Raw genomic sequence first — 24,247 nt, forward strand, 5'->3', positions numbered from 1 at the left:
CTCCTTGTATGGTTCAACTCTCCATTCCGACATACAGTTCATTAAGACGCCGGGCCATTGTTTCCGCAAAGGCCGGATCATTCACATCCGTGTCCAGTTCATGCAATTCCACCACATTCCGGTCGATTTCTGCCCGCAAAGCTTGGAACATGGCCTCATCCGCCGCGGAGTCATGGAAGAACTCCCCCTCTTTGGAGAGGGCAGAAACCCCTTTCAGGGGGATAAACAGGGCGACAGGCCCCTTCGCCTGATTGAGCTTCCGGGCGAGGCGCCGGCCCAGCTCCTTACACTCTTCCGGCGTGGTCCGCATCAAAGTGACTGTGGGATTGTGCTCGTACAGACGCCGTTTCTGAAAGGAAGGCGGGACGGTTTCTTTCGGACCGAAGTTGACCATGTCCAGCGCTCCCAAGGAGACCACCTGGGGTATGCCTTTCTCTCCCGCTGCTTCCAGACGATGGGGACCTGCCGAGAGAACACCCCCGACCAGATCATCAGCCAACTCCGTTGTGGTCAGGTCAAACACCCCGGTGATATACCCATCCCGGATCAAGGCTTCCATCGATTGGCCCCCGGTCCCCGTGGCGTGGAAGACCAGCACCTCGTAACCCAGCTCCTCCAGGCACTTGCGTCCGACCTCCACCGCCGGTGTGGTCACACCAAACATGGAGGCACCGATCAGGGGCTTTTCCATCGATCGGGGAAGTGCTTGCCCGGTCACCATTCCGGCGATGGCATCGGCGGCATTGGCCAAGATCCGGGCCGACACTTGGTTGATTCCGGAAATGTCGACAACCGAGTACATCATGGTTACGTCCATCGCACCGACATAGGGGCGGGTATCCCCTGAGGCCATCGTCGACACCATCAACTTGGGCACCCCCACGGGCAGCTCGCGCATCGACTCTGTCACCAGGGCGGTTCCCCCAGAGCCGCCCAGACCCAGAATCCCGTCCAGACGTCCCTCCCGATGCAATCTCCTGATCAAGGAGGCGGCACCCTCCGCCATCACTTTGATCGCCGCACCGCGATCCCCCGCTTGAACCAGCTCATCAAGTTTTCGACCGGCGGCCCGGGCGACCTCCTCCCGGCTGATATCCGGTTCCACTTGTGGGTCACCGATAATCCCCGCATCAATCAACAAGGTATCGACTCCGAGTCCGGCGATCCGGTCCCGGACAAAACCGTATTCCACTCCCTTGGTATCCAATGTTCCCAACAAGGCCACCACCGGACTTTGACCTTTTTTCATCTCTTCACCCCTACTGAATGTGTGATCTGCTTCTCACCTGAGTTTCGATTCTCGGGCATGAACCATCTCGGATCTAGGCCCCCAGTCCCCGATAGACACATTGTGTCCGTCAGCAATTACATTCGGCAGATTTTCTTATCTTTCCTGCTTTAATAAATTCCTTCATTCCCCGACATCGATCAACCTGATTAAAACATTGCCCGTCGGGGTGGGGAGCCGGAAGAGAATGATAAGGAAGCTGTCATAGCATGGCCATAAAAGAACGGCTTTCCTTATCATCTTTCCAGCATTCTTTTGATAATATCCGGTTCCTTGGATCCGTTTAAGCAACCCTTAACCCGGCCCCCTTCATCCTTCTCAAACGGAATGGGGTTGGAAGCAAAGCCCAGACCGGCCTCCAATGCCATGCTGGCCATCCCCGACCCGTGCCGTTCTCCGAAGGGGGGGACGTATTACCCACGCCATTTACCGCCACAACATACAGATAATACGTCATGCGGGAATCTAAAGCCTTGGGATAGATATAGTGGTTAGTGGCGACCTCCGTCCCGTTGACAAGATCCGCCTGACCCGGAGCTGTTCCCATGTAGACCCGGTATTTTTTCACTTCGGAAGCAGGGGTGGAAGTCTGCCAAGTAAAGGTGAAGCGGTCATTCGCTCCTCTGCTCAATACCGGCTTTCCCGGCTTGGAGGGAGGTGTCTGATCTGGAATCTCCGGCCGGTAGGCGTCCGAAGGCGCCGTCTCTCCATAGGCGTTGTAAGCCACTACACGGATCAGATAATTTGAGCTGTTGTAACCCCCTTCGTTGGCATTCCGATATACAGGACGGGGGTCATCCGCCAACTCCCCTCCGGAACCATCCAGCCGCAATTTGTATTCCCCCGCCTCGATCTGGGATGCGGTGGGCCACAGCTTCTTGCCTTTGGTACTCCAACGGGTCACATCGCCAACATCCACGATGTCATAACTCTTGCCGTTGAAAATCAGAATTTTATATCCCTCGGCTCCGGGGACTCTGTTCCACTTCAGATTGATATATCCTGTTTTGGAGCCCGGACCGTTGCCCACCACGGTTCCCGTGGGAGGTTCCGGCTTCGGAGAGTAGGACACTTCCAGACGGGGGGTGTATTTCCCGGTGCTATAATCACCGGAGTAAAACTTCCGATAGCTGCCGTTAATCCCCTCGTTGGAAGCTTGCATGACTAGACCGTGATTGCTGGTGGGATTGTCGTACCAGTATTTCACCAGGCGGGTAACATTCCAGTCATACCAACCCTCGGCTGCTCCTTTCGGAAAGAACTTGCTGGCATAAGAACCGCCGATTTTGGGTTGCTTGTTCCAATGGATGCCGGTCGGATTCCAATCCGCGTGATGGATCCGGATCGTCGTATCCACGGCACGGTTGGGATACTCGTAGTATTTATACGCTTTGAATTTGGCACTGATCAGCAACCCCCCATCCAAGTCGGGAAGCTTCGATCCAAACTGGATATAGGAACGGGTCTTTCCCACCTCAGTGGCATAGCCCGTCCGCAACTCAGGAGAATGATGGTAGTTGTAGTCCGGATATTTTTCTTGCACATAGGTATCCATTCCAGCTTTGGACCGATATTTCTTCTCCTCCGCTTCCCCGGTCACTCGCTGATCGGCGATTTTCCGGACTGGACTTCTCTTTTCTTGGTCTAAGATCGGTTCTGGTTGAATTTCCACCCTTTTGGTCAAATCGCTGTTTCTCCTTGTCCTGCTGTGTTCACCTTCCAACTCTTCATTTTTCTCTGGGATCCCCTTGTATTCACCCACAGGATGGTTCGTCGCTTCAGACTTTTTCCGGGAGTCGACGGAGCCGATCAAGTGCCAGGGCATCATCGCCCAGAGAAGTGTGATGATCACCATCCATACCAGGGCTTTCCCCCGCTGTTTTTTTTTATTCATCTGTTTTCCTCATTCCTTGATCTCGTTTTACAACTAAATGTTCAGTTCATCATGGAATTTGGTTTTAAGGAATGTTTGACCAAACCATTGCTGGGGGTGGGCCAGGTGTCACTGTCTCTGATCCATTGCAAAAAGCGCATTACGAGACTCGGGAGCCGAAGTGACCTTGGGCGAGAGTTGCTCCCCTGAGTGCAAGACTCTCCATGGAAACCCAACCCTCCCTCCGAAGTTTTTTCACAACGCTTCTAAACCAATCCCTCTCAGATTTAAAAAAGAGAGAATCCAATTCAAACTTCTGTTATAACGCAAATATTTTGAATCGGATTTAGAAAGGGAAGCCAGGTGCATCATCATCTAAACCTCCATGATTCACTTAAAAAATAAAATCATAGAATGATATAATAATGCAAAAGGTCTATTTTATCAACATTTTTATACTCAATTAGTAATAAAGTCTTCCCTTTCGATCATATCCAGGGAATGAGGATTTGCTTTTTAAGTTATTGCTCTCCTTTAAAATATTGTTGTTAACAGGCGCCGCAGTTCGGAAAGGGAAGATAAGGAAGGTGAAGTAGTCCATGAAAGAGTCGCTTTCCTCGTGATCTCTCCTACATCCTCCCGCCTGTGCGAGGTGGATCGGACGAAAAAATCACCCCCGATTCCTTTCTCTACCGGAAACCCCAAACACGTACGGTCTAGGGGAGGAAAAAACTCATGGAAGAGATCCCGACTATATGAAAAACCCGGCATCCCTGTATGGAAGCCAGGTTTTTTCACGGGGCAACAAAGTAAAGTCTCCTTTTCTACAGCAATCCCCCGGCTATCATGAACCGGGGGTGGTTTTTATGCCGATAAAGGATAGTTTTCCGCTCTGTTTTTCAAGTGTCTAAGATAAGCGGAAAAGGCACGGCGGATTTGCCAGGCGTCCAGACGGGCTTTGAGGCGATTCCCCTTTTCACCGACACTGATTTCACAATCACAGGTGATCTGGAGCTGACCCTCCTCTTCTTGCTGGATATTGAAAAACACATCCAGGATGGTATGTGCAAAGAAAAGTCGAATTCCGAGGAGTTCCGGCTTCCGATACGCCACGACTTCTCCGTGCACTTCCTGTTCTTTCTTTCCGCCCCGGAAATGCAGGATAAATGATGCTCCCTTCCAATCACCCGTTTTCGGCATCTCTTTGTAAGTGATCCGAATCAACCGGGGAACCCACTTCTTCAGTTGTCCTTCCGTCTCCAAACAGTCAAACAGATGTGCTTGTGTGGTTTGGATACAGGTTTCCATCGACAAATGCATGCTTTTCCCCTCCTTGACCCTGCAGGCCATTCTCTCTGTTTTTTCTGTACAGACCGATTCTGGTCCATACGGTCGATAATCATAACCCCTTTCTGCCCGATCGTAAACTTACATATTCTCACAATACGGAGACTCCTTGTTTCGACAGGGGTTAGAAGTGATGCGAGTCATGTATTTCCAAAGCGGCCTTTGCCGTCCTACCCAACGGAGAATCTGGAAGGAGGGCGTTTAGGGACAACATCATCCTTGTGACACTTCCGAAAGGCTTTTGCCCCTGCCCGACAGGAAGACTCGAAGCGGCAGTCATTACCTCCTGCAGGATGGCATAGCGCGACTTGTGCCCTATGGGTGCAACCGGAGCATGGTAATACATGATCTCCTCAACCAAGAAATGGCTAATCAACACGCCTGATAAAATAGACAAAATCAGTCCGGCAATTGATCCACTTCATTCTCCACCCCGGTTTCCTTTCATGAATAACCCACCGGGAGAAAATATGAAAGATTTCCGGTGATCGGGCCATCAGCCCGGGCCAGGATCGCCGAGGCTTTTCCTCCGACCAGGAAGGAACCCCACAACAGCCGACCTTGAAAAGGTCCCTTCAAGGTTTCTGTCTCCACAGTCTCCAGCTCGACACGTTTCTGGTAGATCATCGGCTGATTTTCGTACAATCTATCAGAATCTCGATGCTCCACCCGCCCTTGTGCATCACAAAGACGGACAGCCCCTCCTTCCCGTCCGAAAATGGGTTTGATCACATGGGGCTCTTTTCCCAGAAACCGGTTTTCCAAATAAGTGGGCAACATATAGGTTTCCACTGTCTCCCGTTCCCCCGGGGTCAGAAATTGATCTTCTTCGTAAAGGTTCCAGATCAATGCTTGCAATGCCTTGGTCTGGGAGATCAAGGCTGAGGGAGGATTGATCAAAAGGAGTTTCTCCCGCGCAACCAAATCCAACACATGGGCTCCCGTGGGGTAGCCGTCTCTGTCAGTATCTTCAGCTAAAATTTCTAACGCATGAAGCCGGTACAGAACATCGATCGGAACCTCTTCACCTTCCCAGCGCGCTGTCATCCGATCTCCCTTCACCCTCAAATCCTCCAAGGGAACAAACCGCGCCGGCAGAGTGGAGTTTTCCATCAAATAACGGGTGGTTCCGGCATCTTCTTCATGCCAGCCCAGAGCGCTGAAAAAGATCCCGTCACATGAAAATCCCCGCTTCCGGTATGAATGTACTGCTGTCGAAAAGGCCTGCCGAATATGTTGATCCATACCCGCATTGGGGTCTTCCATCCCCCCTTGCTCGCAGATCTTCCCATTTACATAAAAGGCCTCCACCACTCCGGTGGGCGTGTCGCTGTTAAACTCCAGCATCTTCAATCCCTCTGGGGTAAGGGCGAAATCAAACCGTCCGATCACCGTCGGAAGTTCAGGGTCGAGGGTGATTCGGACTGCCTGCCAGGTCTCCCGGGGAAGTCCCAGCTCCGCGAACAGCTGTTCATTCCCTTGCCGGGTCACTTCGGCCACCCGGGCAAACACTTGACCGAGTGCTTCGGTGGCCGTGGCCAATTCCGCCCGGAACTGCGGACTGATGGAGTGAAGATCCGCCAGGGCGTATTCCTGACCGTAAAACCAGTCCCAGGTGAAGATTCCTTCCTGCCGGATCGGATCATACCAGTGCTTGCGACGTTCTTGATAGTCATCCACCCTTATCATCCTCCGCTGAACCAACCGCCTCCGGAGCGGCCGCCCACCCCGCCTTTGGATTTTTTCCCGGAGGAGATGCCGGAAGAACCACCGACAGCACCGCCGGAGGATCCACCGGAGGACCAACCTTTTTCCTCTTTACAAGACGGGTCCTGGTTTCCGTTCTTGTCTGTACAGTCTTTGGATTGATTCGTGTCGCATCCCGCTGTCACCAGTGCCGTCGCCATAAACAGGCTGACCAGTTTGTGAGTATTTCCCGTGCCCAAAAGATTGCCATGGTTCATGATCGGTTATGGAACCCCCTTATTTCATCGGTTCTCCATAAATGACAAACACCTTGCGATTTTCGTCAATCTCCGTTGAAGTTTTCCGCCACTCGCTCCCGTCGACACAAAAACTGTCCGACGCGAGATACAGACTCACCTCCCCATGAGAGGAAAAATGCAGATATTTCACCACTGGATAATAGACAGCCCCTTCTTTATAATGGCGAATTTCCAGACGGATTCCTTCCCAGTCGGGACAGGTGACCCTCTCCTCGTTGATCACTTCCTCGTCTTCCGCCTCCGTGACAAAAAGGATCACTTCCTTCGGTCCCACCGCTGTGGACACCTTCTCAAAGACTTGGCCATCCTTGATGAAATAATCACAAAGCAGTCGGCTGGAAACCTCCCCGGAATCCATATTTTCGTACTGATAAAGAACAGGAAAATTTGACTCCTGATCATAAAGCCGGTATTCCAAATACTCCAAATAAACCCTCCTTTCCCCCGTCCCTTCCAGCTTAGCTTCTTCCTGTCCTTTCGTAAAGGAAGGAATTTCTACAAGGCGGTGAGAAAAAAACCGTTTCCCCAGCAAGGAAGCGTGATAAAAAAATCCGCCATAAATGGCGGATTTATCCCAACTGGGAGGGTTGAGATTGGGTTTGTGTGGAGATTGGGTTTTTAGTCCGTTTCTGGTTTGAACTAGCAAGGTTATTCTACGTGGAAGCCAACCCTCCCTGTCTCTTTTTACAACGTTTCTAGCCTATTAAAGCAGCTAACAACGCTTTTTGTGCGTGCAGTCGGTTTTCCGCCTGGGGAAAGACCACGGAGCTGGAACCATCGATCACCTCGGCGGTGACTTCCAGCCCCCGATAGGCGGGAAGACAGTGCATAAACAAAGCATCCGGTTTTGCCAAGGACATCAGTGCCGTATCCACCTGGAAACCTGCAAAATCCCGGATCCGCTGCTCCTTCTCCTCCTCCTGCCCCATGCTGGCCCAAACATCGGTGTAGACTGCATCAGCTTTTGTTACTGCCTCCCTGGGATCTGAGGTGAAATGCAAGTCAGACCCTGTCCGGGCTGCCACCTGTTGTGCCCGTTGAATAACCACCGGATCGGGTTCGTATCCCGGAGGGGTGGCTGCCCTCAGATGAATGCCCGTTGCGGCGGCGGCTTCCAAAAGGGAATGAAGCATATTGTTCCCATCCCCGATATAAGTCAGAGTGAGTCCGGTAAGTCCACCCCGGCTCTCTTTCAGAGTGAGAAGGTCCGCCAGTGCCTGACAGGGGTGGTGCAGATCGGTCAGCCCGTTAATGATGGGAATGGAAGCGTGCTGAGCCAGTTCTTCCAATGCTTTATGGCTGAACGTGCGGATCAGAACGGCATCCACGTAGCCGGACAGCACCCGGGCCGTATCCGCAAGACTTTCCCCCCGTCCCAGCTGCAGGTCCCCCCGATTCAGACTAAGAGAATGCCCTCCGAGCTGAGCCATGCCGGTCTCAAAGGAGATCCGGGTGCGAGTGGAAGGTTTGTCAAAAATCATGGCCAAAGCTTTCCCAGCCAGCGGACGGTCGGCCTTTTCCGCCTTCCACTCCTGTTTCATCCTCAATGCTTCTTCCACCAACCCTTGGATCTCCTGGGGCGTGAAGTCGAGGAGAGTCAGGCAATCCCGACCTTTCAACGAAGTGATGGGAGAAGCCTCCCCTGTCCAGGCTGTCCCTGGATTGGAACTCATCCCCAAACGACCTCCTTTTCCTTGGTTCTATATAAAGGGATCACTGGGACATCCTTTGGCTTCCCGGCTCTCCCGATACGAATCCACCACTGGAGCGTATCGGGAGAGGTGAAGCAGGGTACCTCCCACTCCAGCGCCATCTGCCGCAACCGGAATCCTTCCTGCCCTTCCCCCCCAGTGGCAGGGCTGAAGAGCAGTGACGGTCCACCTTGGCGAAACCAGTCTTCCCACCGGTCGGGAGTGACCGTCTCCACGGGAACCTGCCGCCGCTTCCCGAGAACCTCCGCCGTCCGTGGAGTGGCGAAAAGACGGATTCCCTGCCGGATGAGCAGAGATGCCCACTCCCCTGTCTCTCCGCTATCATCGGAAATCGACAGAAACAAACGGGTACCGGCAGTCACCGGGGGCAGCGGTCCGTTGAATGCCAAGGGAAGCACCTTGGCCATCGCTTCTTCCAAAGTCCCCCCCAATCCGAGCACTTCCCCTGTGGAACGCATCTCCGGCCCCAAGGCCGGATCCACGCCGGGGAGCTTCGGTGTGGAAAAGACTGGCCCCTTCACTGCCCATCGGGGTGGGGCAGGTTGCAATCCCAGGGGAGCAAAAGAAGCAAGGGATTCACCCAATTGAACCCGGGTGGCCCACTCCACCAGGGGCAGACCGGTCACTTTACTAATCACAGGGATAGTGCGGGAAGCCCTGGGATTTACCTCCAGTACGTAAACTGTCTCTCCCTCCACGACGAACTGAATATTGATCAGTCCGGCATGGGACAGGGCACGGGCGATCCGCCCTGTGAATTCGACGACGGTCTCCCGTTGCTTCTCACTCAGATGGGGTGCGGCCAGGATGGACAGACTGTCTCCCGAATGGACACCGGCTCTCTCCACATGCTGAACTACTGTGGGAATCAGCAGGTCCTTTCCATCCGTGACCGCATCCACTTCCACTTCCATTCCTTCCACAAACCGGTCCAACAGGATCGGATAAGCCTGTTCAGGCAAGGACCGGAGATAGCGGGTCATGGCCGCTTCCAATTGCTCCTGTTTTCGAACCACCTGCATTCCCTGGCCGCCGATCACATAAGAAGGACGGAGCAGAAGGGGGTAACCGAGTTGATCCGCCGCCTGAAGTGCCTCCTGAAGGGTGTTGGCCGTCATTCCAGGGATGTGGGGAATTTCCAACTCCCGCAGCAAACTGTAGAACCGGCGGCGATCTTCCACCGAATCGATGATGTCGGCAGAAGTCCCCAAAATGGAGAGACCCGCCTCTTCCAACCCGCGAACCAACTGGACTGCCGTCTGTCCCCCGTATTGGACTAGGACCCCGTCCACCTGTTCTTTTTCCGCCACCCGGAGCACATCTTCCACCGTTAACGGCTCAAAGTAGAGACGATCGGCGATGGCATAATCGGTGCTGACCGTCTCCGGGTTGTTGTTGACCACCACGGAAGTGACCCCCTGCTTTTTCAGAGACTTTGCCCCATGGACGGAACAGTAGTCAAATTCGATTCCCTGTCCGATCCGGATCGGTCCCGCCCCGAGCACAAGCACCCGCCGACCTTCCTTCGGTGAAGGGACTTCGTCATCCCCTTGCCAGGAAGAATAAAAATAAGGGCTCTCAGCCTCAAATTCCCCAGCACAGGTATCCACCCATTTATAGGAAGGGTGACGGCCGATCCGATGCAAACGCTCCCGGATCTTCCCTTCGTCGACGCTCAGCCAACCCGCCAAAGCGGAATCGGCCACCCCCTTCTCCTTGGCGTGCATCAGTTGATCATCGGAGAGATCCTCCCAGGAGAGCGAGGCCATCTCATTCTCCAAGGCGACCATGTCCCGGATCCGACGGAGAAACCAGGGATGAATCGCTGTCAGGCGGTGCAGATCCTCCAGTTTCCACCCGCGTCGGAAGGCCTCCGCCAGAACAAAGAGGCGCCGATCATCGGGTTGGGTGAGCCCTTTTTCCAGCTCTCCATCTGACCACTTTCCAAACTCCGGTTGCAGCAAAGTATCCCGGTTCTGGTCAAGGGAGCGTATACCTTTGTACAGTGCAGTCTCCAGATTGCGGCCCAAGGCCATCACTTCCCCTGTCGCCTTCATCCGGGTGCCCAGGGAGCGGTCCCCATCAGGAAATTTGTTAAAAGGCCAACACGGCAACTTGACGGCCACATAATCCAATGCAGGTTCAAAGCTGGCAAACGTGTGCCCAGTGACGGGATTGAGGCACTCATCCAGTCGGTAACCGATGGAGACCTTGGCGGCGAGCCGGGCGATAGGGTATCCCGTCGCTTTGGAAGCGAGGGCGCTGGAGCGGCTGACCCGGGGATTCACTTCGATGATTCGATAATCCCCAGTGTCGGGATGAACCGCAAACTGGATGTTACACCCCCCGATTACCTGCAGCTCCCGGATCACTTTGCAGGCGACACTGTGAAGAAGACGGCATTGTCCGTCGGTCAAAGTCTGGGTGGGGGCGGTGACGAGACTGTCCCCAGTGTGGACACCGACAGGATCGATATTCTCCATGTTACAGACAGCGATACAAGTGTCCGCACTATCCCGCATCATCTCGTATTCAATTTCCTTCCAGCCGCGGATGTTCTCCTCGACCAAAATCTGACCGATGGGACTTGCGGCCAGGCCTTGCCGGGCCACCCGGGTCAACTCCGCCTCATTCCCGGCCGTTCCACCTCCAAAACCGCCAAGGGTGTAGGCGGGACGGATCATCACCGGATAGCCGATGGACTCCGCAAAGTGGAGAGCTTCCTCGGTGGTGGAGACCGTTTTCCCTTTCGTAACCGGCTCCCCGATCCGCTTCATCATCTCCCTGAATGCCTGTCGATCTTCCCCCTGTCGAATCGTCTCCACAGGGGTACCCAACAGTTTCACTCCAAACCGGTCCAAAACTCCCTGTTCTTGAAGCTGGACAGCCAGATTGAGCCCTGTCTGTCCCCCGACAGTGGCCAACAATCCCTTGGGCCGTTCTTTTTCGATAATCCGGGTCAGACTGTCTACTGTCAGGGGTTCCGAATAGACCACATCCGCTGTCTCCGGATCGGTCATAATCGTGGCCGGATTGTTGTTGACCAGGATCACCCGGATTTCTTCTTCCTTCAGGGCCAGGCAAGCTTGGGTTCCAGAATAGTCAAACTCCGCCGCCTGCCCGATCACAATCGGTCCGGAACCGATCACCAACACACATTTCGGCACCGGTTCAACCATGGATCTCCACCTCCGTTTTCGCCTTCACCTGGTGTAAAAACCGTAAAAACACCCCTTCCGCCGCCGGGTTGTCCAGGTGAAACTGAATGGAGCTCAGGGGTTGCAGACAGTGAGCCAACCCCTCCACGGAACCGTCTTGCACATGTCGATGGGTCACCACCCAATGCGCCGGATTCAGGGAGGAGGCGGTGACGGTGTACCCATGGTTTTGGGAGGTGATCCAGACCCGTCCCGTCTCCGTTTCCTTCACCGGATGATTGTTTCCCCGATGACCGCAGGCCAGCCGCTCTGTATCCGCCCCGCAGGCCAGAGCCAACACCTGATGTCCCAAGCCCACTCCCAGGGTGGGGATCCGGTGCAGCAGAAGAGCCTGCCATCCTTTCAAAAAAGGAAGTAAGGCTTTGGGGTCTCCTGGACCGCCGGAGAAGAGAAGACCCTCCGGAGCCAACTGTTTGATTTCTCCGGGCGGAGTGGAAAAGGGGACCACTGTCACCCGGCATCCCTGCCGGCGGAGATGCTCCAAGGTGGAGGTATCCGTTCCCAGATCGATTAAGACGAGATGGGGAGCCTCCGGAGACGGCGCGGGAAGTTGAATCCGGTCCTGCACCGTAGTCTCTGTCACCCACTGGAGGGAACAGTTAGCAGGCCATGTCTTCACCCGGAGGGTGGGAGTGGAGGAGATCATCCCTCGGATGGCACCGCTCTTCCTCACTTTACGTACCACCTTCCGGGTATCGACACCGGTGATCCCTGGAACACCGTGGCGATCCAGCCAATCCCCCACTCCCTCTTCCTCACACAGCCCGCTCACCACCACTCCGGCGCACCTGGGCAGATCTTGATCCACGCCTTCCAAAGCCGGACCACAGTTTCCGATCAAAGGATAAGTAAAGGTTACGATCTGACCGGCGTGGGCGGGATCCGTCATCACCCCCGGAAAACCAGTCATTCCAGTAGTAAAAACCACTTCCCCGGGCACTTCTCGGGGAGTCCCGATCCAGGTACCCGGAAACACCTCTCCGTCTTCAAACACGAGATATGCTCTCATCTCCGCCCACCTCCTCCAACAGCAGCAATGCTTCTTCCATCCGGGTGACCGCCCACTCCAGCTCTGCCATTTTCGTTACCAAGGGCGGCAACAGGCGCAAAACATAGGGACCCGCCACCAAGGCCAACACCCCTCGTTCCCGCAAGAGAGGGAGAAGAGGGGCTACCGGCCGGTTCAACTCCACTCCCCACATCCAGCCCCGCCCCCGAACTTCCCGGACAAAAGGCAACCCCGCCACCCGTTCATGGAGCAAAGCAGCCAGATGACGGGCCGTCTCTTTCACCCGGATGGGCAGATCCGTTTCCATCCATTCCCGGAGAACCGCTTTGGCAGCCGCCATCGCCACCGGATTGCCACCGAAGGTGCTGCCGTGGCTTCCCGGTCCGAAGTGGGCTTCCAGACCGGATCGTCCCAACATGGCACCGACGGGAATCCCGTTCCCCAATCCCTTGGCCAAGGTGATGACATCGGGTTGAATCCCTGCCTCCCGGAAAGCGAACAGATTCCCGGTCCGGCCCATCCCTGTCTGAACCTCATCCACCATCAGCAGAATCGCCCGTTCTTGGCAGAGTTCTTCCAATCTCCGGAGAAAAGAGGGATCAGCAGGGTGGACTCCCCCTTCCCCTTGGATCAGTTCCAACAGGACGGCCGCAGTGGTATCAGTCAGGCCTTCATCCAGGGCGGATACATCGTTGTAGGGCAGCTGACGAAATCCCTCTGGCAGGGGATCAAAGCCTTCTCTCACTTTCATCTGACCGGTGGCGGTCAAGGTGGCTAAGGTGCGGCCGTGAAAGGACGACCGGAAGGTGACCACCTCCGGCTTGGCCAACCCTCTCCGTTCCCGTCCGTAGCGACGGGCCAGCTTGATGGCCGCCTCATTGGCCTCTGCTCCACTGTTACAGAAAAAGGTGAAGGTCAGACCGCTCGCCTCGCTCAGCCGCTCCGATACCTCCTCTTGCAGAGGGATCTGAAACAGGTTGGAGACATGCCACAATCGATCCAGTTGTTCCTTGACAGCCTCTTTCACCCCAAGATGGGCGTGCCCCAGATTGCAGACACCCAATCCTGAGGTGAAATCGAGATACTTTTTTCCCGACTCATCCCACAGCCAAGCCCCTTCTCCATGGACGGGACGGAGATCATTTCGCTGATAGGTGGGGAACAATGTCATCGGTGGTCGCCTCCTTTACAATCCAAGTACCTGCTTCTCCATTCAGACACCCCGGAATGCGTCCATCTGTGATGAGCACCCCGCGGGTTGCCGTTTCCAGACCGGTGAGGGCCGCCTTCACTTTGGGGATCATTCCGCCTGTGATCTCCCCGCTTCGGATCATCTCCCGCACCTCTCCCGGGGTTATCCGGGAGAGCAACTTTCTGGAGTTTGCTTCCCTCCTCCAAATCCCCTGAACATCTGTCACCAGGATCAGCCGCTCCGCCGCCAATTCCCGGGCGATGGCCCCGGCGGCGGTATCGGCATTCACGTTGTACCGGTTGCCAGAACGATCCACACCGAGGGAGGCCACGATCGGAATCCAGCCTGATTTCCACAGACTGTGCAACAGCTGGGGGCGGACAGCAGTCACCTCCCCCACCCATCCCAGCGCCGGATCCTTTGGCCCCACTTCCAACAGAGCACCGTCCACTCCGGAGATCCCAACAGCAACCGCCCCTGCCGCATGGAAACAGGTGGTAAGGGATTTGTTGATCCTCCCCGCCAGTACCATTTCCACTACTTTCAACCCTTCATCATCCGTGACGCGCAAGCCGTCGATAAAGCGGGCGGCCAGACCCAATCGTTTCTGGACCCGGGTGATCTCCGGCCCGCCTCCGTGAATCACCACCGGATGGTATCCCTGCTTCATCAACTGCCCGCATTCCCGGAAAAATGAGGGGTCCAGGTTTTCCAGCACACTCCCCCCGATTTTGATCACCAGCGGCTGAAAATCCATCTGCTTCCCTCCCTCACTTTTTCAAGTGCGATAGTTGGCATTGATCCGGACATAATCATAGGTGAGATCACACCCCCAAGCGGTCGCCCCGGCATCCCCCTGTTTCAGATCGACCCGGATCCGGGCGGGATCTTGTGCCAGTGCTTTCCTTGCCGCCACTTCCATCATCGGTACCGGGCAGCCGTTTTGGACTGCACACACCGATCCGATGTAAAGATCCACCCGATCCGAAATAAAACGGGTGCCGCTGTATCCGAGGGCACACAGGATTCGTCCCCAGTTGGGATCGGCGCCGAAGACCGCCGTCTTCACCAGGCTGGAACCCACAATCGCTTTGGCGGCTCTCCGGGCTTCTTCCCTCGTCTCCGCCCCGGTCACAACCACTTCCACCAGACGGGTGGCTCCCTCCCCATCCCGGGCAATCCTCTGCGCCAGCCCCCGGGCCACATGGGAGAAGGCCTGGAAAAAAAGCGGCCAATCGGGGTGTTCCGGTGTCAACGGATCATTTCCGGCCAGTCCGCTGGCCATGACTGAAACCATATCGTTGGTGCTGCAATCCCCGTCCACAGTGATCATATTGAATGTCTCATCTGTCACATCCCTCAGGAGGGACTGAAGTGCCGGTCTCTCGATCGCCGCATCTGTATTAATAAAGGCCAGCATGGTGGCCATGCGGGGATGAACCATGCCCGAACCTTTGGCCACCCCGGCCACCCGCACTTCCCGACCGTCCACGGTCAAACGAACTTCCACCGCTTTGGTGCAGGTATCGGTGGTCAAGATCGCCTGGCAGAAAGAATCGTGCCCGGCCGGCCCCAGCTCTTTCACCAGGTTCGGGATCCCCAAACCGATCTGATGCATGGGCAACGGTTCACCGATCACACCGGTACTTGCCACTCCGACCAGATGCTCGGGAATATCCAACCACCGTGCCGTCTCTCGCCTCATCTCTTTGGCATCCTCCATACCGCGGGGGCCGGTGCAGGCGTTGGCGTTGCCGCTGTTGACGATCATCGCCTGCATCTTTCCTTCCACCGCCAACCCCTCCCGGGTCACCATCAGCGGTGCCGCCTGGTAGGTGTTCAGCGTATAAACCGCAGCGGCTGTGGCCGGCACTTCACAGGTGATCAACCCCAGGTCTTTCCGTTTCCGCTTGATACCCGCATGCAAACCCGCCGCTGTAAAACCCCGAGGGGAGGTGATCCGGGGCTCCCCCGCCATCTCAATTCCCGTCCCTGCCGTCGCCTTCACCTGAAGCTGCTCCATCCTTCTCCTCCCCTTTATCTACGGATATTGCGGCAGCAAATCCAGCCCTGCCGTCTCCGGCCAACCCATGCGCAAGTTCAGATTTTGCACCGCCTGCCCTGCCGCCCCCTTGACCAGGTTGTCAATGGCGGCCATTCCGACCAGCATGCCCGTTCGTTCATCCACATGAAAACCGATGTCGCAAAAATTGCTGCCCTGCACATCTTTGGTGCGGGGCCATGCACCTTCACCCCGCACCCGGACGAAGGGGGCCTTCCGGTACACCTCCTTCGCCATCTCCATCAGCCGGGCGGTGGTCCACCCGTCGGCCGCCGGGGCATAAAGAGTCACCAAAATTCCCCGGCTCATGGGAACCACCTGCGGGATGAAGATCACCGGTGTCTCCCGTCCTCCGATTCGGTAGGCATGTTCTTCGATCTCCGGAGTATGGCGATGGACACCTACTTGGTAAGGAAACAGGTTCTCATTCACTTCTGAGAACAGACTGGTCAGTTTCAGTCCACGTCCCGCCCCGGAGATGCCCGACTTGGCATCCACCGTGACCGGCCCATCGGCGATAGAGCCCGCTTGCAGCAGGGGTAATAACGCCAACAGAGTCGCCGTCGGATAACACCCGGGGTTGGCAATCAGCTCCGCTTGCCGGATCGCAGGAACCGACCATTCGCTCAGCCCGTATACCGCCCGCTCCAGCCATGGATGCGCCGGCGGCTCTGCCCCATACCACCTCCGGTACTCCTCCGCCCCCAATCGGAAATCTCCCGCCAGATCGATCACAAGCACACCCTTTTCCGCCAGGGGAGGGGCCAACCGGCTGCTGATACCCGCCGGAGCGGCAAAAAATACCGCCTCTGCTTCTTCGGCGACAGCCTCCTCGTCCCATTCCGTCAAAGAATGAGACAGATGGGACAGATGGGAAAACACCTCTTTTAACTCCCCGCCCGCTGTTGATGAAGAAATCAATTGAGTCAATTCCACATAGGGATGCCTGTGTAAAATCCGGATCAATTCGGCACTTCCATATCCGGTGGCACCCACCACCGCCACCTTCATCCTTCGTCTCCCCTTCCGTCTCCCGGTTCGGTTTCGTATCATTATACATATGTATTAATATTTATGCAATGGGTTGCAAAAAAAAGGCCAAAGGGGGAAAGCAATGATATTCACCTACAATACTTTCAAATTCCGCAGGTAACTCCGTCGCGCGATGATGAAATAAACCAACTGCAGTACCAAGAAGGAACCGATGATCAACGCCGACGGGACCAGGATCGATTTCATCATCATCATATTTTGCAAGGCACCCAAGGCCACCAAAGTGTGAATCACTGCCACCACAAAGGGGATGAAGAACAAGAGGGCGATCTGTACCGTGACACTTCTGTTCATTTCCTTTTCGGTCAACCCGATCCTGGAAATGGCATGGTAGTGTTGCCGGTCCCGGTCCGTGTACAGGCGGAAATACAGGAAACTGCAGGCGCAGATCAGGAACACCACCGCGATAAACAGTCCGACAAAAAGTGTTGCTCCCATATACTGCTTCATTTCCGTAAAGGCGGCGTCCCGGGCGGTAAAACCGGGCCAACTCACATCGGGCATCTTCAGTTTCTCTTTCAACGTTTCACCGACTTGATTTCCTTGGGGATGTGGCATGGAAGCATCCCATTTCGGGACGGAATAACCGGCAAAGGTTCTGGCCTCCACGCGGGGTTGATCGGGTCCGGTTTCTTTCGCCTCTTTTTTGAACTGTTCAAAGGCGGGATCCGAAACCACAATTTCAACGGATCCACGGAACATGATCGGTTGATCGATGGAACCCGCAACCTTGTAAGGCTTCTCCATCAGCTGGAGCACCCGGCCGATCCTGTCATCGGCTTTGAATTGATCCGGTCTCGTATCGAAGGCAAACACCTCTCCCGGCTTTAAGGTCCGGGCAGGCCGCTTCACCATTTTGGCCCACCGATTATAGTCGGACAGCTTGATGACAGTGACAAACTGTTTCATATTGTCAGGGCCAAGTTCCAAATACTCCGCTTTCCATTTCTGATACGAAACGTCCTCTCTTTTCAACTTCCCTTCAATAATATTTTGAGCGGACTCGGGAGAAATTCCCTCAAATCCTTCTTCCGTCATTTGGTAACTGATGCTGAAGGGAGTTGTCTGTTTCACCGTTTTCAAGATCTGATCGTAGAAATTGATCAGTGTACCTGTTGCAGTGAATGAGATGGTAAACACGATGGTGACCAGAAAAAACATCCTGGCGTTGTCTTTCATGCGATAGGTCAGGTCGGAGAGCCACATTAACCGGGTTCCCCGCCAGTAGAAACCGCGTTTCTTTTTCAAGCGTCGGATCAGAAAAACACTCAGTTGGGTGTATTAAGAAGTAACTGCCCACGATCACCAGACCGATGACCGAAAACATGATGTTTCCACCCGTTAAAGCATCACTAGTTAAGGCCAATCCGTAGCCACTGATCAAGAACACGGCGGCCAGCAGAGACAACAGAATGGAGGGCTTCGGTTCCTTTTTCGGCTTTTGGCTGCCCTGCAGCATCTCAATCACGCGACGGTTTCGCACCATAAACACCGTGAACACCGAAATGACGAGAAAGAGGATCAGAAAGGAAACCAAGGTCAATAAGAGTCCCTTCACCGGAAAATAAAAGGGCAACTCCTTGATCTCCAACACCCGGGCTCCAATCATCAGGAATCCTTTGGAAAATAGGAGACCTGCCAACATTCCCGTCCCGATGGAAGCCAAGCCGATGATCAGATTTTCGAGAAAGACCATGCGGTTTAATTGACCGCGGGACATCCCGAGCAGGGTGAGTACGCCGAACTCTTTTTGTCGCACTTTGAGAAAGGCACTCACCGAATACCAGACAAATAAGAAGGAGAAAATAAAAATGATATACTCAGCCGCGGTCATCCCTTTGACCACCGACGCTTTCAGCTCACCTTGATTCATCTCCGGATGGTAGATAAACACCGCATAGATGAAGAAAATCATGACCGCAAAGGCACTGCTCAAAAAATAGGCCAGGTAGGAGCGGAAGTTATGCCTTACATTATTAAAGGCGAACTGACGAAAGGTCATGTGAGTTCCCCCCCAATAACGACAGCACATCGATGATCTGCTGGAAAAACGTCTGCCGGTGTTCCCCACGGTGAATTTCGTTGAACAACTCCCCGTCCTTGATGAAGATCACCCGATGACAATAGCTGGCGGCCACAGGGTCGTGGGTCACCATCATCATGGTGGCTCCATCCTGTTCATTGATCGCTTCCATCGTTTCCATCACAATGTGGGAAGCTTTGGAGTCGAGATTCCCTGTCGGTTCATCCGCCAACAGCAAAGAGGGTTCATGGATGATTGCCCGGGCGATCGCCGCCCGCTGTTTCTGACCCCCGGAGATTTCATAAGTCCGTTTGTCGAGGATTTCGGCAATATCCAGCCGCTCGGCAACATCCTTCAACTTCTGCTCTATCTCCTTCACATCTTTGCGGTCCAGGGTCAGGGGAAGGACAATATTTTCCCCGACGGTCAAGGTGTCCAACAAGTTGAAATCCTGAAAGACAAATCCCAACTTCCTGCGCCGAAAGCGGGCTAAATTGGGTCCTTTCAGTTGATGAGGTCTTTTTCCGTGCAACTGTACTTCCCCCGATGTGGGAGTATCAATGGTGGCGATCAGGTTAAGAAGGGTGGTCTTCCCACTGCCGGAAGGGCCCATGATACCGACAAACTCCCCTTGCTGAATACTGAAACTGATATCGGACAACGCCTGGTGAGGGACTTTACCGCCGTATACTTTACTCAAGTGATTAACTTTCAACACGTCCATCTTGTTGATTCACCTTCTTCACGTGATCAATTCATGTTTCAAAGTTTAAGGGAAAGCCAAACACAGTTCTTTCGATTAACCTCTCATCTGTCTAACATTTTTGTCACATTCCACAAAAAAACGACCCGCATTCGGGTCGCTCCTCATTTTTTCTCCGCCAGCCATGATGCCAGTCTCGATCTTTGTTCATCTGAAAGTTGTCTTTGGGCCGGCATTTGTCCCTTACCGTTTTGGATGATTCGTTCGATATCTTCCTTGGCAGCACTCTGTCCGATCTTCTCGAGAGAAGGACCGGCGTTTCCCTCCAGGTTTTGCCCGTGGCAACTGGCACAGTTGTTTTTGTAGAGGGTTTCCGGTGAGGCGTTAGCTGTACTTTTTTCACCCTGTTCCCCCCCTTGGGGTCCGCAGGCCGACAGAAGAAGGAAAACAACCATGGCCGCGATCCAGGCAATCCCTTGCTTCCGCAAACGGTGTCATCTCCTTTGATTCACTTCTTCCACCTACAATTCCACCAATCGCTTCCGGATATACTCATCCACAGGCAGTCGGTCACCCTTCGTCTCCACGATGTCGGGATTTGCTACCCCGCACAGTTGGGGGATCCTTTGGAGGTTCGTCATCAGTGGCTTCATCTGACTTGGCCTCTTCCTCTTCACTCCCTTGTTTTTCCGTTGCAATCTGCTCCTGGTCGTTCACTTCATTTTGGGGAGGATGGTAGGGTTCATTGAAAGCCTTCTCCAATTCATCCACTTCCCTGCTCCGCTTGCCGGCAACCATGAAAATCACTACAAAGCATACGATCAGAACCACTGCCAATGCCAGCCAGACGAAAACAGGGATCCTCTGCAACCATTCTGCAATCATGGGGTGACCCTCCTTCAATTCAATTCTTTTATGTCAGCACCGGAAGAGAACCCCGACGGACCACAGGGGTCCGTCGGTTCATCCGGGTCCCCGAAAGTGACGTCATTTTCCACGGAAAGAGGCTTCCCGTTTTTCAAGAAAGGCGTCCATCCCTTCCAAACGATCCTCTGTATTGAATACTACACCAAAATAGGACGCCTCCAACCGAAGAGCCGTCTTCAGATCCGCATCCGTTCCCTGATTGATGGCCTGCTTGATATAACGCATCGCCACCGGTGCCTTTTGGGCCAGCTTTTCAGCCAACCGGGATGCATCAGTCAAAAGTTGATCGGGAGTTGTCACCTTTTGAGCGATCCCCAAGCGCAACGCTTCTTCCGCCGAGATCATATCTCCAGTGAGAGCGTAATATTTGGCCGTGGGCTTTCCAACCAGACGGGCCAGACGCTGGGTTCCTCCATAGCCGGGAAGGACACCCAGGTTGACTTCCGGCAGACCGAAACGTGCTTTCTCCGAAGCCAACAGAATATCCCCGCTGAGTGCCAATTCAAAACCACCACCCAGGGCAAAGCCGTTGACAGCCATGATGACCGGAATCGGAAATTCTTCGATCCGGGTGAAAAGGGCCTGTCCCCGGGCAGCCAGCCGCTCCGCTTCACCGGAAGAAGGAATCTGGCGCAACTCCTTGATATCCGCACCAGCCACAAATGCCTTTTCCCCCGCTCCGGTGACTACCAGCACCCGGATGTCATCGGAGGATTCCACATGGTTCAAGGCCTGCTCCAATTCCTCCAGGGTCTCCCGGTTGAGAGCATTCAGGACTTTGGGGCGATGAATGGTTAACAAGGCCCAGCCCTTCTCTCGTTTAAGTTGAATATTCTCCCATTCCATGATTGATTCACCTCTGCACAGTTTTCTCCCCCGCTGAATAAGCGGGGGATAGTCCGTCCCTTTAATTCGACAAAGAGGAGAAAACTCCTTTATTTTCATGCGACCTGTCGCGGGTTCAATTCGTTTCGTTCCGCCGCGTCATCTGTTGCCAGACGGAACCGCTTGCTTCCTCCCCCTGTTCGATCCGTTCGATCGCCATCTTTACCTGCATGTTGACCTCAAACTCTGGATCATTCCGAGCTTCCCGGAGGGCCGGAAGCGCCCTTTCATCACCGGTCTCATATAAGAACATGGCGGCTCTCCACCGGACCAACCTGCTCTTGTCCTTCAACGCTTCCATCATGGGGCCGATCGCGTCAGGATCTCCCAGGTCAGAGAGGCAGTCACCGGCAGTGCGACGGACGGTGACCGAAGGGTCCTTCAAAGCCTGGAACAGAAGAGGAAGAACACGCCGATCCTCCAACGAACCCAGATAAGCGGTGGCCAAACGCCGGATGGAAGATTTCGAATCCTGAAGCGCCAGATCCAACACATCCAGATCTTCCAAGGTGGGAATCATCTGATCCAGGGCCGCATATCGCTTGCGCCAATCGGGATCCTTCATCATCTCCGGCGTGACCCGCTGTCCCCGCTTGGGATCTGCCGCGGGTTCCCCCGGATTTTGCTGAAGTGCAATCTTCACCATGCGGTCCAACCGCTCCGGATCATAAGCGGCTGCCACTTCCTCCACCACTTCCGCCCCGATTTCATCCAGGTCACCATAGCGGATTCCCTTTTCTTCCCATCTGCGTTCCATCACCATATTTTCGGAGGCGACTTGCGCTTTCATGACCGCTTCCTCAAAGCGGGAAGGCAAGGGGAATCGTTTTTCTTCTTCTCCCCGTGTCAATTTAACCTGAATGGGGAGACCGCGAAAGGTTTGAAGATACACCTGTACTTCCCCATATCCTTGAGTCGGTTCATGTCCCTCTGTATTCTTGTGGACACCGGTGACCTCTTCACCAAACACTTCCCGGACCCGGGGGAGAATTTGCTTCCAGTCGGCTCTGGGGTCGCGCTCCACAGATATAAAATCGGCCACCTGGAACAGACTTTTCACCCCGTCAATCGTCAGCAGCCGTCGGATGTAATCAGGTGCTTGATCCAAGGATTCCCGAGTGTAGGTCTTGCCATCGGAGACCCGTTCATCCATGTTCAGCTTCATCGCATTCGGACTGGGTGTCGGTTCAATCGATCGGATCTTCATTGAGATTCCCCCTTCCAAGGCATTTCCCACATCTATCTGTCCAGTCCTCTTTGACTCATTCGGATTCTACCACATCTCCCCCACTCTTTCATCCAGACCGCGTTTTCATTCGGACTTCGAAAAGGTTAAAATAATAAGTACTCCGATCCTTGCCACCAAGGCCTCCCCTCTGATCCAACCGGTGGCCGGAGACGTTTCAACCGTTTGGAGGAGTATGCCGTGAGAGTAACAATGGAAGAGAAAATAAAGAAATGGTTGGCCGAACAAGGCCTCTCCGAAATGGAACAGGAAATTGTGAAGACATTGGTGCCCTGTATCATGATCGAGACCACTGGAGAGGGGGTTGCCACAGGTGCCTCCAAATTCGGTGGTCTTCCCGATCTTCCGCCGGATATGGGCTGGCCTTGTGCAGACGGAAAGCCGCTCATTTTTGCCGCCCAGTATAATCTGGCGGAAATCCACCGGGCAGACCGGATGAATCCTTTGCCTGACCGGGGGATGTTGTATTTCTTTTTGGCGGGGGATGATCTTCTCTGGGGGACACCCCGGGACTCTGTTCCCTTCGAAGTACTGTACCGGGATGTGGACCCTTCCAGTTTACAACCCGCCATCTATCCCGATGATCTTTCCAGGGAAGCCTGCCCTCCTGAACAAGGAATCCGGTTCCGTCTGGAGAAGGCACTGCCTGATGTGGAGGCTTCCGGAGAAATGGATGCTCTCTGGTATGATCTGATGGATCAACTGTATGAGCTGGAGGAGAGGTCCTCCACCCACCATCAAGCCTTCGGGCAACCATTGTCACTGGAAACAGACGTTTTTGAGGCCTGCCGGCGACAGACGGGAAAAGAAACCCCGGACTGGGTGTTGCTATTGCAAATGGATTCCGATGAAGAGTTGGAGATGGCCTGGGGACGTTTTGGAATCCTTTCTTTCTGCATCTCCCAGGAGGATCTGTTGACCGGCCGCTTCGATGAAACCTGCCTGGTGATACAGAGGGACTAGAAGCGGTGAGAATGAGTGCAGGCCGGATTGGGTTTCACATGATCTTTAACTGCCAAAATCACTCCATGCAAAAAGCCAACCCCCATAAAAAAATCTGCGAAGGAAAATGAACCCCACCTTATCCATGGTACAGGCGTCCGCTCACCTGTGCATGGACTCCTCCCCGGCGGAAGTAGACAAACACATGATAGTGGCCCGTCTCCACCCCGGACCAATCGACGGTGCGACGGAGGGGAGTTCGGGAGCGGATCAGCAACCGATCCACCAACTGATAGTGAAGATCGAACAGCTCCACAACCAATTCCGCCGGCTCTCCGCCAGGGCGGAGAGTGAGTTCCAGGCGATGGGGCTCCCCTTTTGGAAAATGAAAAGCATGTCCCCGGTTTAACGCTTCGCTCTCCCCTTCCATATGCCAGACGTTGGCACGGAACTCCCAGCAATGTTGAACGGTTGGACAGGGTTGCTCCCATTCGATATAGGATAAAGGGAGACCGGCAACCTGGGCCGGGGGGCTTAACAGGATACCGATCAGGGCTGTAACAGAGATGAAGTTGCACATGGTCCATCCTCTTTTCTCCCACCCGGGTGAACGCTCTCCATGAGGTCGTCCACATCATGGCGGAGTTTCACATGACTGGCTATATGAAACCCAGCCCTTCCAGCAGCGGATTTTTTCCTATCTTTCCTCCCCACGCCCGCTTTTACCAAATCTAATCCATCAAAAAAGACCGCCGGTTCTC

21 protein-coding genes are annotated in these 24,247 nt (G+C 54.5%); 1 reads left to right on the forward strand and 20 read right to left on the reverse strand.

Annotation, left to right across the window (positions count from 1 at the left end; genetic code table 11):
- Positions 1–13: 13 nt before the first annotated feature.
- The 19 genes from IEV46_RS08765 to IEV46_RS08855 all read right to left on the reverse strand — a co-directional run bounded on the left by IEV46_RS08765 (position 14) and on the right by IEV46_RS08855 (position 22,505).
- Positions 14–1,249 carry a Tm-1-like ATP-binding domain-containing protein gene (locus IEV46_RS08765; protein ID WP_188432103.1) on the reverse strand — a complete coding sequence of 412 codons (1,236 nt, stop codon included), beginning with the start codon at positions 1,247–1,249 and terminating at the stop codon, positions 14–16.
- 322 nt (positions 1,250–1,571) lie between these two features.
- On the reverse strand, positions 1,572–3,182 hold the full coding sequence (locus IEV46_RS08770) for a DNRLRE domain-containing protein (RefSeq protein WP_188432106.1): 1,611 nt from the start codon (positions 3,180–3,182) through the stop codon (positions 1,572–1,574).
- A gap of 843 nt (positions 3,183–4,025) precedes the next feature.
- Positions 4,026–4,481 (reverse strand): hypothetical protein, encoded by a 456-nt coding sequence (locus tag IEV46_RS08775; RefSeq protein ID WP_188432108.1) that lies wholly within the window; start codon positions 4,479–4,481, stop codon positions 4,026–4,028.
- A 471-nt stretch (positions 4,482–4,952) separates the two neighbouring features.
- A complete protein-coding gene (locus IEV46_RS08780; RefSeq protein WP_188432110.1) occupies positions 4,953–6,197 on the reverse strand; it encodes a glutathionylspermidine synthase family protein in 1,245 nt (414 codons plus the stop codon).
- Positions 6,194–6,472: a hypothetical protein gene (locus IEV46_RS08785; RefSeq protein ID WP_188432112.1), complete on the reverse strand. Its 279-nt coding sequence runs from the start codon at positions 6,470–6,472 to the stop codon at positions 6,194–6,196. The genes IEV46_RS08780 and IEV46_RS08785 overlap by 4 nt, the downstream gene beginning before the upstream one ends.
- A gap of 19 nt (positions 6,473–6,491) precedes the next feature.
- Positions 6,492–6,941, reverse strand: coding sequence for a hypothetical protein (locus tag IEV46_RS08790; RefSeq protein WP_188432114.1), 450 nt, complete (start codon positions 6,939–6,941; stop codon positions 6,492–6,494).
- Positions 6,942–7,209: 268 nt separating this feature from the next.
- A complete protein-coding gene (gene argF, locus IEV46_RS08795) occupies positions 7,210–8,187 on the reverse strand; it encodes an ornithine carbamoyltransferase (protein WP_188432116.1) in 978 nt (325 codons plus the stop codon).
- Positions 8,184–11,405 carry a carbamoyl-phosphate synthase (glutamine-hydrolyzing) large subunit gene (carB, locus tag IEV46_RS08800; RefSeq protein WP_188432118.1) on the reverse strand — a complete coding sequence of 1,074 codons (3,222 nt, stop codon included), beginning with the start codon at positions 11,403–11,405 and terminating at the stop codon, positions 8,184–8,186. Before carB ends, argF begins: the two co-directional genes overlap by 4 nt.
- A complete protein-coding gene (locus IEV46_RS08805; protein WP_188432121.1) occupies positions 11,398–12,453 on the reverse strand; it encodes a carbamoyl phosphate synthase small subunit in 1,056 nt (351 codons plus the stop codon). The genes carB and IEV46_RS08805 overlap by 8 nt, the downstream gene beginning before the upstream one ends.
- Entirely contained in the window at positions 12,431–13,624 is a 1,194-nt protein-coding gene (gene argD / locus IEV46_RS08810) for an acetylornithine transaminase (RefSeq protein ID WP_188432123.1), read from the reverse strand. Before argD ends, IEV46_RS08805 begins: the two co-directional genes overlap by 23 nt.
- Complete coding sequence (gene argB / locus IEV46_RS08815; RefSeq protein ID WP_188432125.1) at positions 13,593–14,402, reverse strand: acetylglutamate kinase; 810 nt, start codon at positions 14,400–14,402, stop codon at positions 13,593–13,595. Before argB ends, argD begins: the two co-directional genes overlap by 32 nt.
- 21 nt (positions 14,403–14,423) lie before the next feature.
- Positions 14,424–15,668, reverse strand: coding sequence for a bifunctional glutamate N-acetyltransferase/amino-acid acetyltransferase ArgJ (gene argJ, locus IEV46_RS08820; RefSeq protein ID WP_188432127.1), 1,245 nt, complete (start codon positions 15,666–15,668; stop codon positions 14,424–14,426).
- A gap of 18 nt (positions 15,669–15,686) precedes the next feature.
- On the reverse strand, positions 15,687–16,718 hold the full coding sequence (gene argC, locus IEV46_RS08825; RefSeq protein ID WP_188432129.1) for an N-acetyl-gamma-glutamyl-phosphate reductase: 1,032 nt from the start codon (positions 16,716–16,718) through the stop codon (positions 15,687–15,689).
- A gap of 1,060 nt (positions 16,719–17,778) precedes the next feature.
- On the reverse strand, positions 17,779–18,762 hold the full coding sequence (locus IEV46_RS08830) for an FtsX-like permease family protein (RefSeq protein WP_188432131.1): 984 nt from the start codon (positions 18,760–18,762) through the stop codon (positions 17,779–17,781).
- A complete protein-coding gene (locus IEV46_RS08835; RefSeq protein WP_188432133.1) occupies positions 18,737–19,507 on the reverse strand; it encodes an ABC transporter ATP-binding protein in 771 nt (256 codons plus the stop codon). The genes IEV46_RS08830 and IEV46_RS08835 overlap by 26 nt, the downstream gene beginning before the upstream one ends.
- Before the next feature lie 143 nt (positions 19,508–19,650).
- Positions 19,651–19,974, reverse strand: a complete 324-nt coding sequence (locus IEV46_RS08840) for a c-type cytochrome (protein WP_229736008.1) — start codon at positions 19,972–19,974, stop codon at positions 19,651–19,653.
- An 82-nt stretch (positions 19,975–20,056) separates the two neighbouring features.
- Entirely contained in the window at positions 20,057–20,371 is a 315-nt protein-coding gene (locus IEV46_RS08845; protein WP_188432135.1) for a hypothetical protein, read from the reverse strand.
- A 102-nt stretch (positions 20,372–20,473) separates the two neighbouring features.
- Complete coding sequence (locus tag IEV46_RS08850; protein WP_188432137.1) at positions 20,474–21,259, reverse strand: enoyl-CoA hydratase-related protein; 786 nt, start codon at positions 21,257–21,259, stop codon at positions 20,474–20,476.
- Positions 21,260–21,374: 115 nt separating this feature from the next.
- Positions 21,375–22,505 carry a conserved virulence factor C family protein gene (locus IEV46_RS08855; RefSeq protein WP_188432139.1) on the reverse strand — a complete coding sequence of 377 codons (1,131 nt, stop codon included), beginning with the start codon at positions 22,503–22,505 and terminating at the stop codon, positions 21,375–21,377.
- A 219-nt stretch (positions 22,506–22,724) separates the two neighbouring features.
- Between IEV46_RS08855 and IEV46_RS08860 the strand changes: the two genes are divergently transcribed.
- The gene (locus IEV46_RS08860; RefSeq protein ID WP_188432141.1) at positions 22,725–23,507 is read left to right on the forward strand and encodes a YwqG family protein; all 783 of its coding nucleotides are present in this window, start codon (positions 22,725–22,727) and stop codon (positions 23,505–23,507) included.
- Positions 23,508–23,625: 118 nt separating this feature from the next.
- Here IEV46_RS08860 and IEV46_RS08865 read toward each other — a convergent pair whose 3' ends face one another.
- A complete protein-coding gene (locus IEV46_RS08865; protein WP_188432143.1) occupies positions 23,626–24,066 on the reverse strand; it encodes a hypothetical protein in 441 nt (146 codons plus the stop codon).
- Between the last annotated feature and the right edge of the window lie 181 nt (positions 24,067–24,247).

The sequence above is a fragment of the Kroppenstedtia guangzhouensis genome (genome assembly GCF_014637345.1).
GTDB classification, from domain to species: domain Bacteria; phylum Bacillota; class Bacilli; order Thermoactinomycetales; family DSM-45169; genus Kroppenstedtia; species Kroppenstedtia guangzhouensis.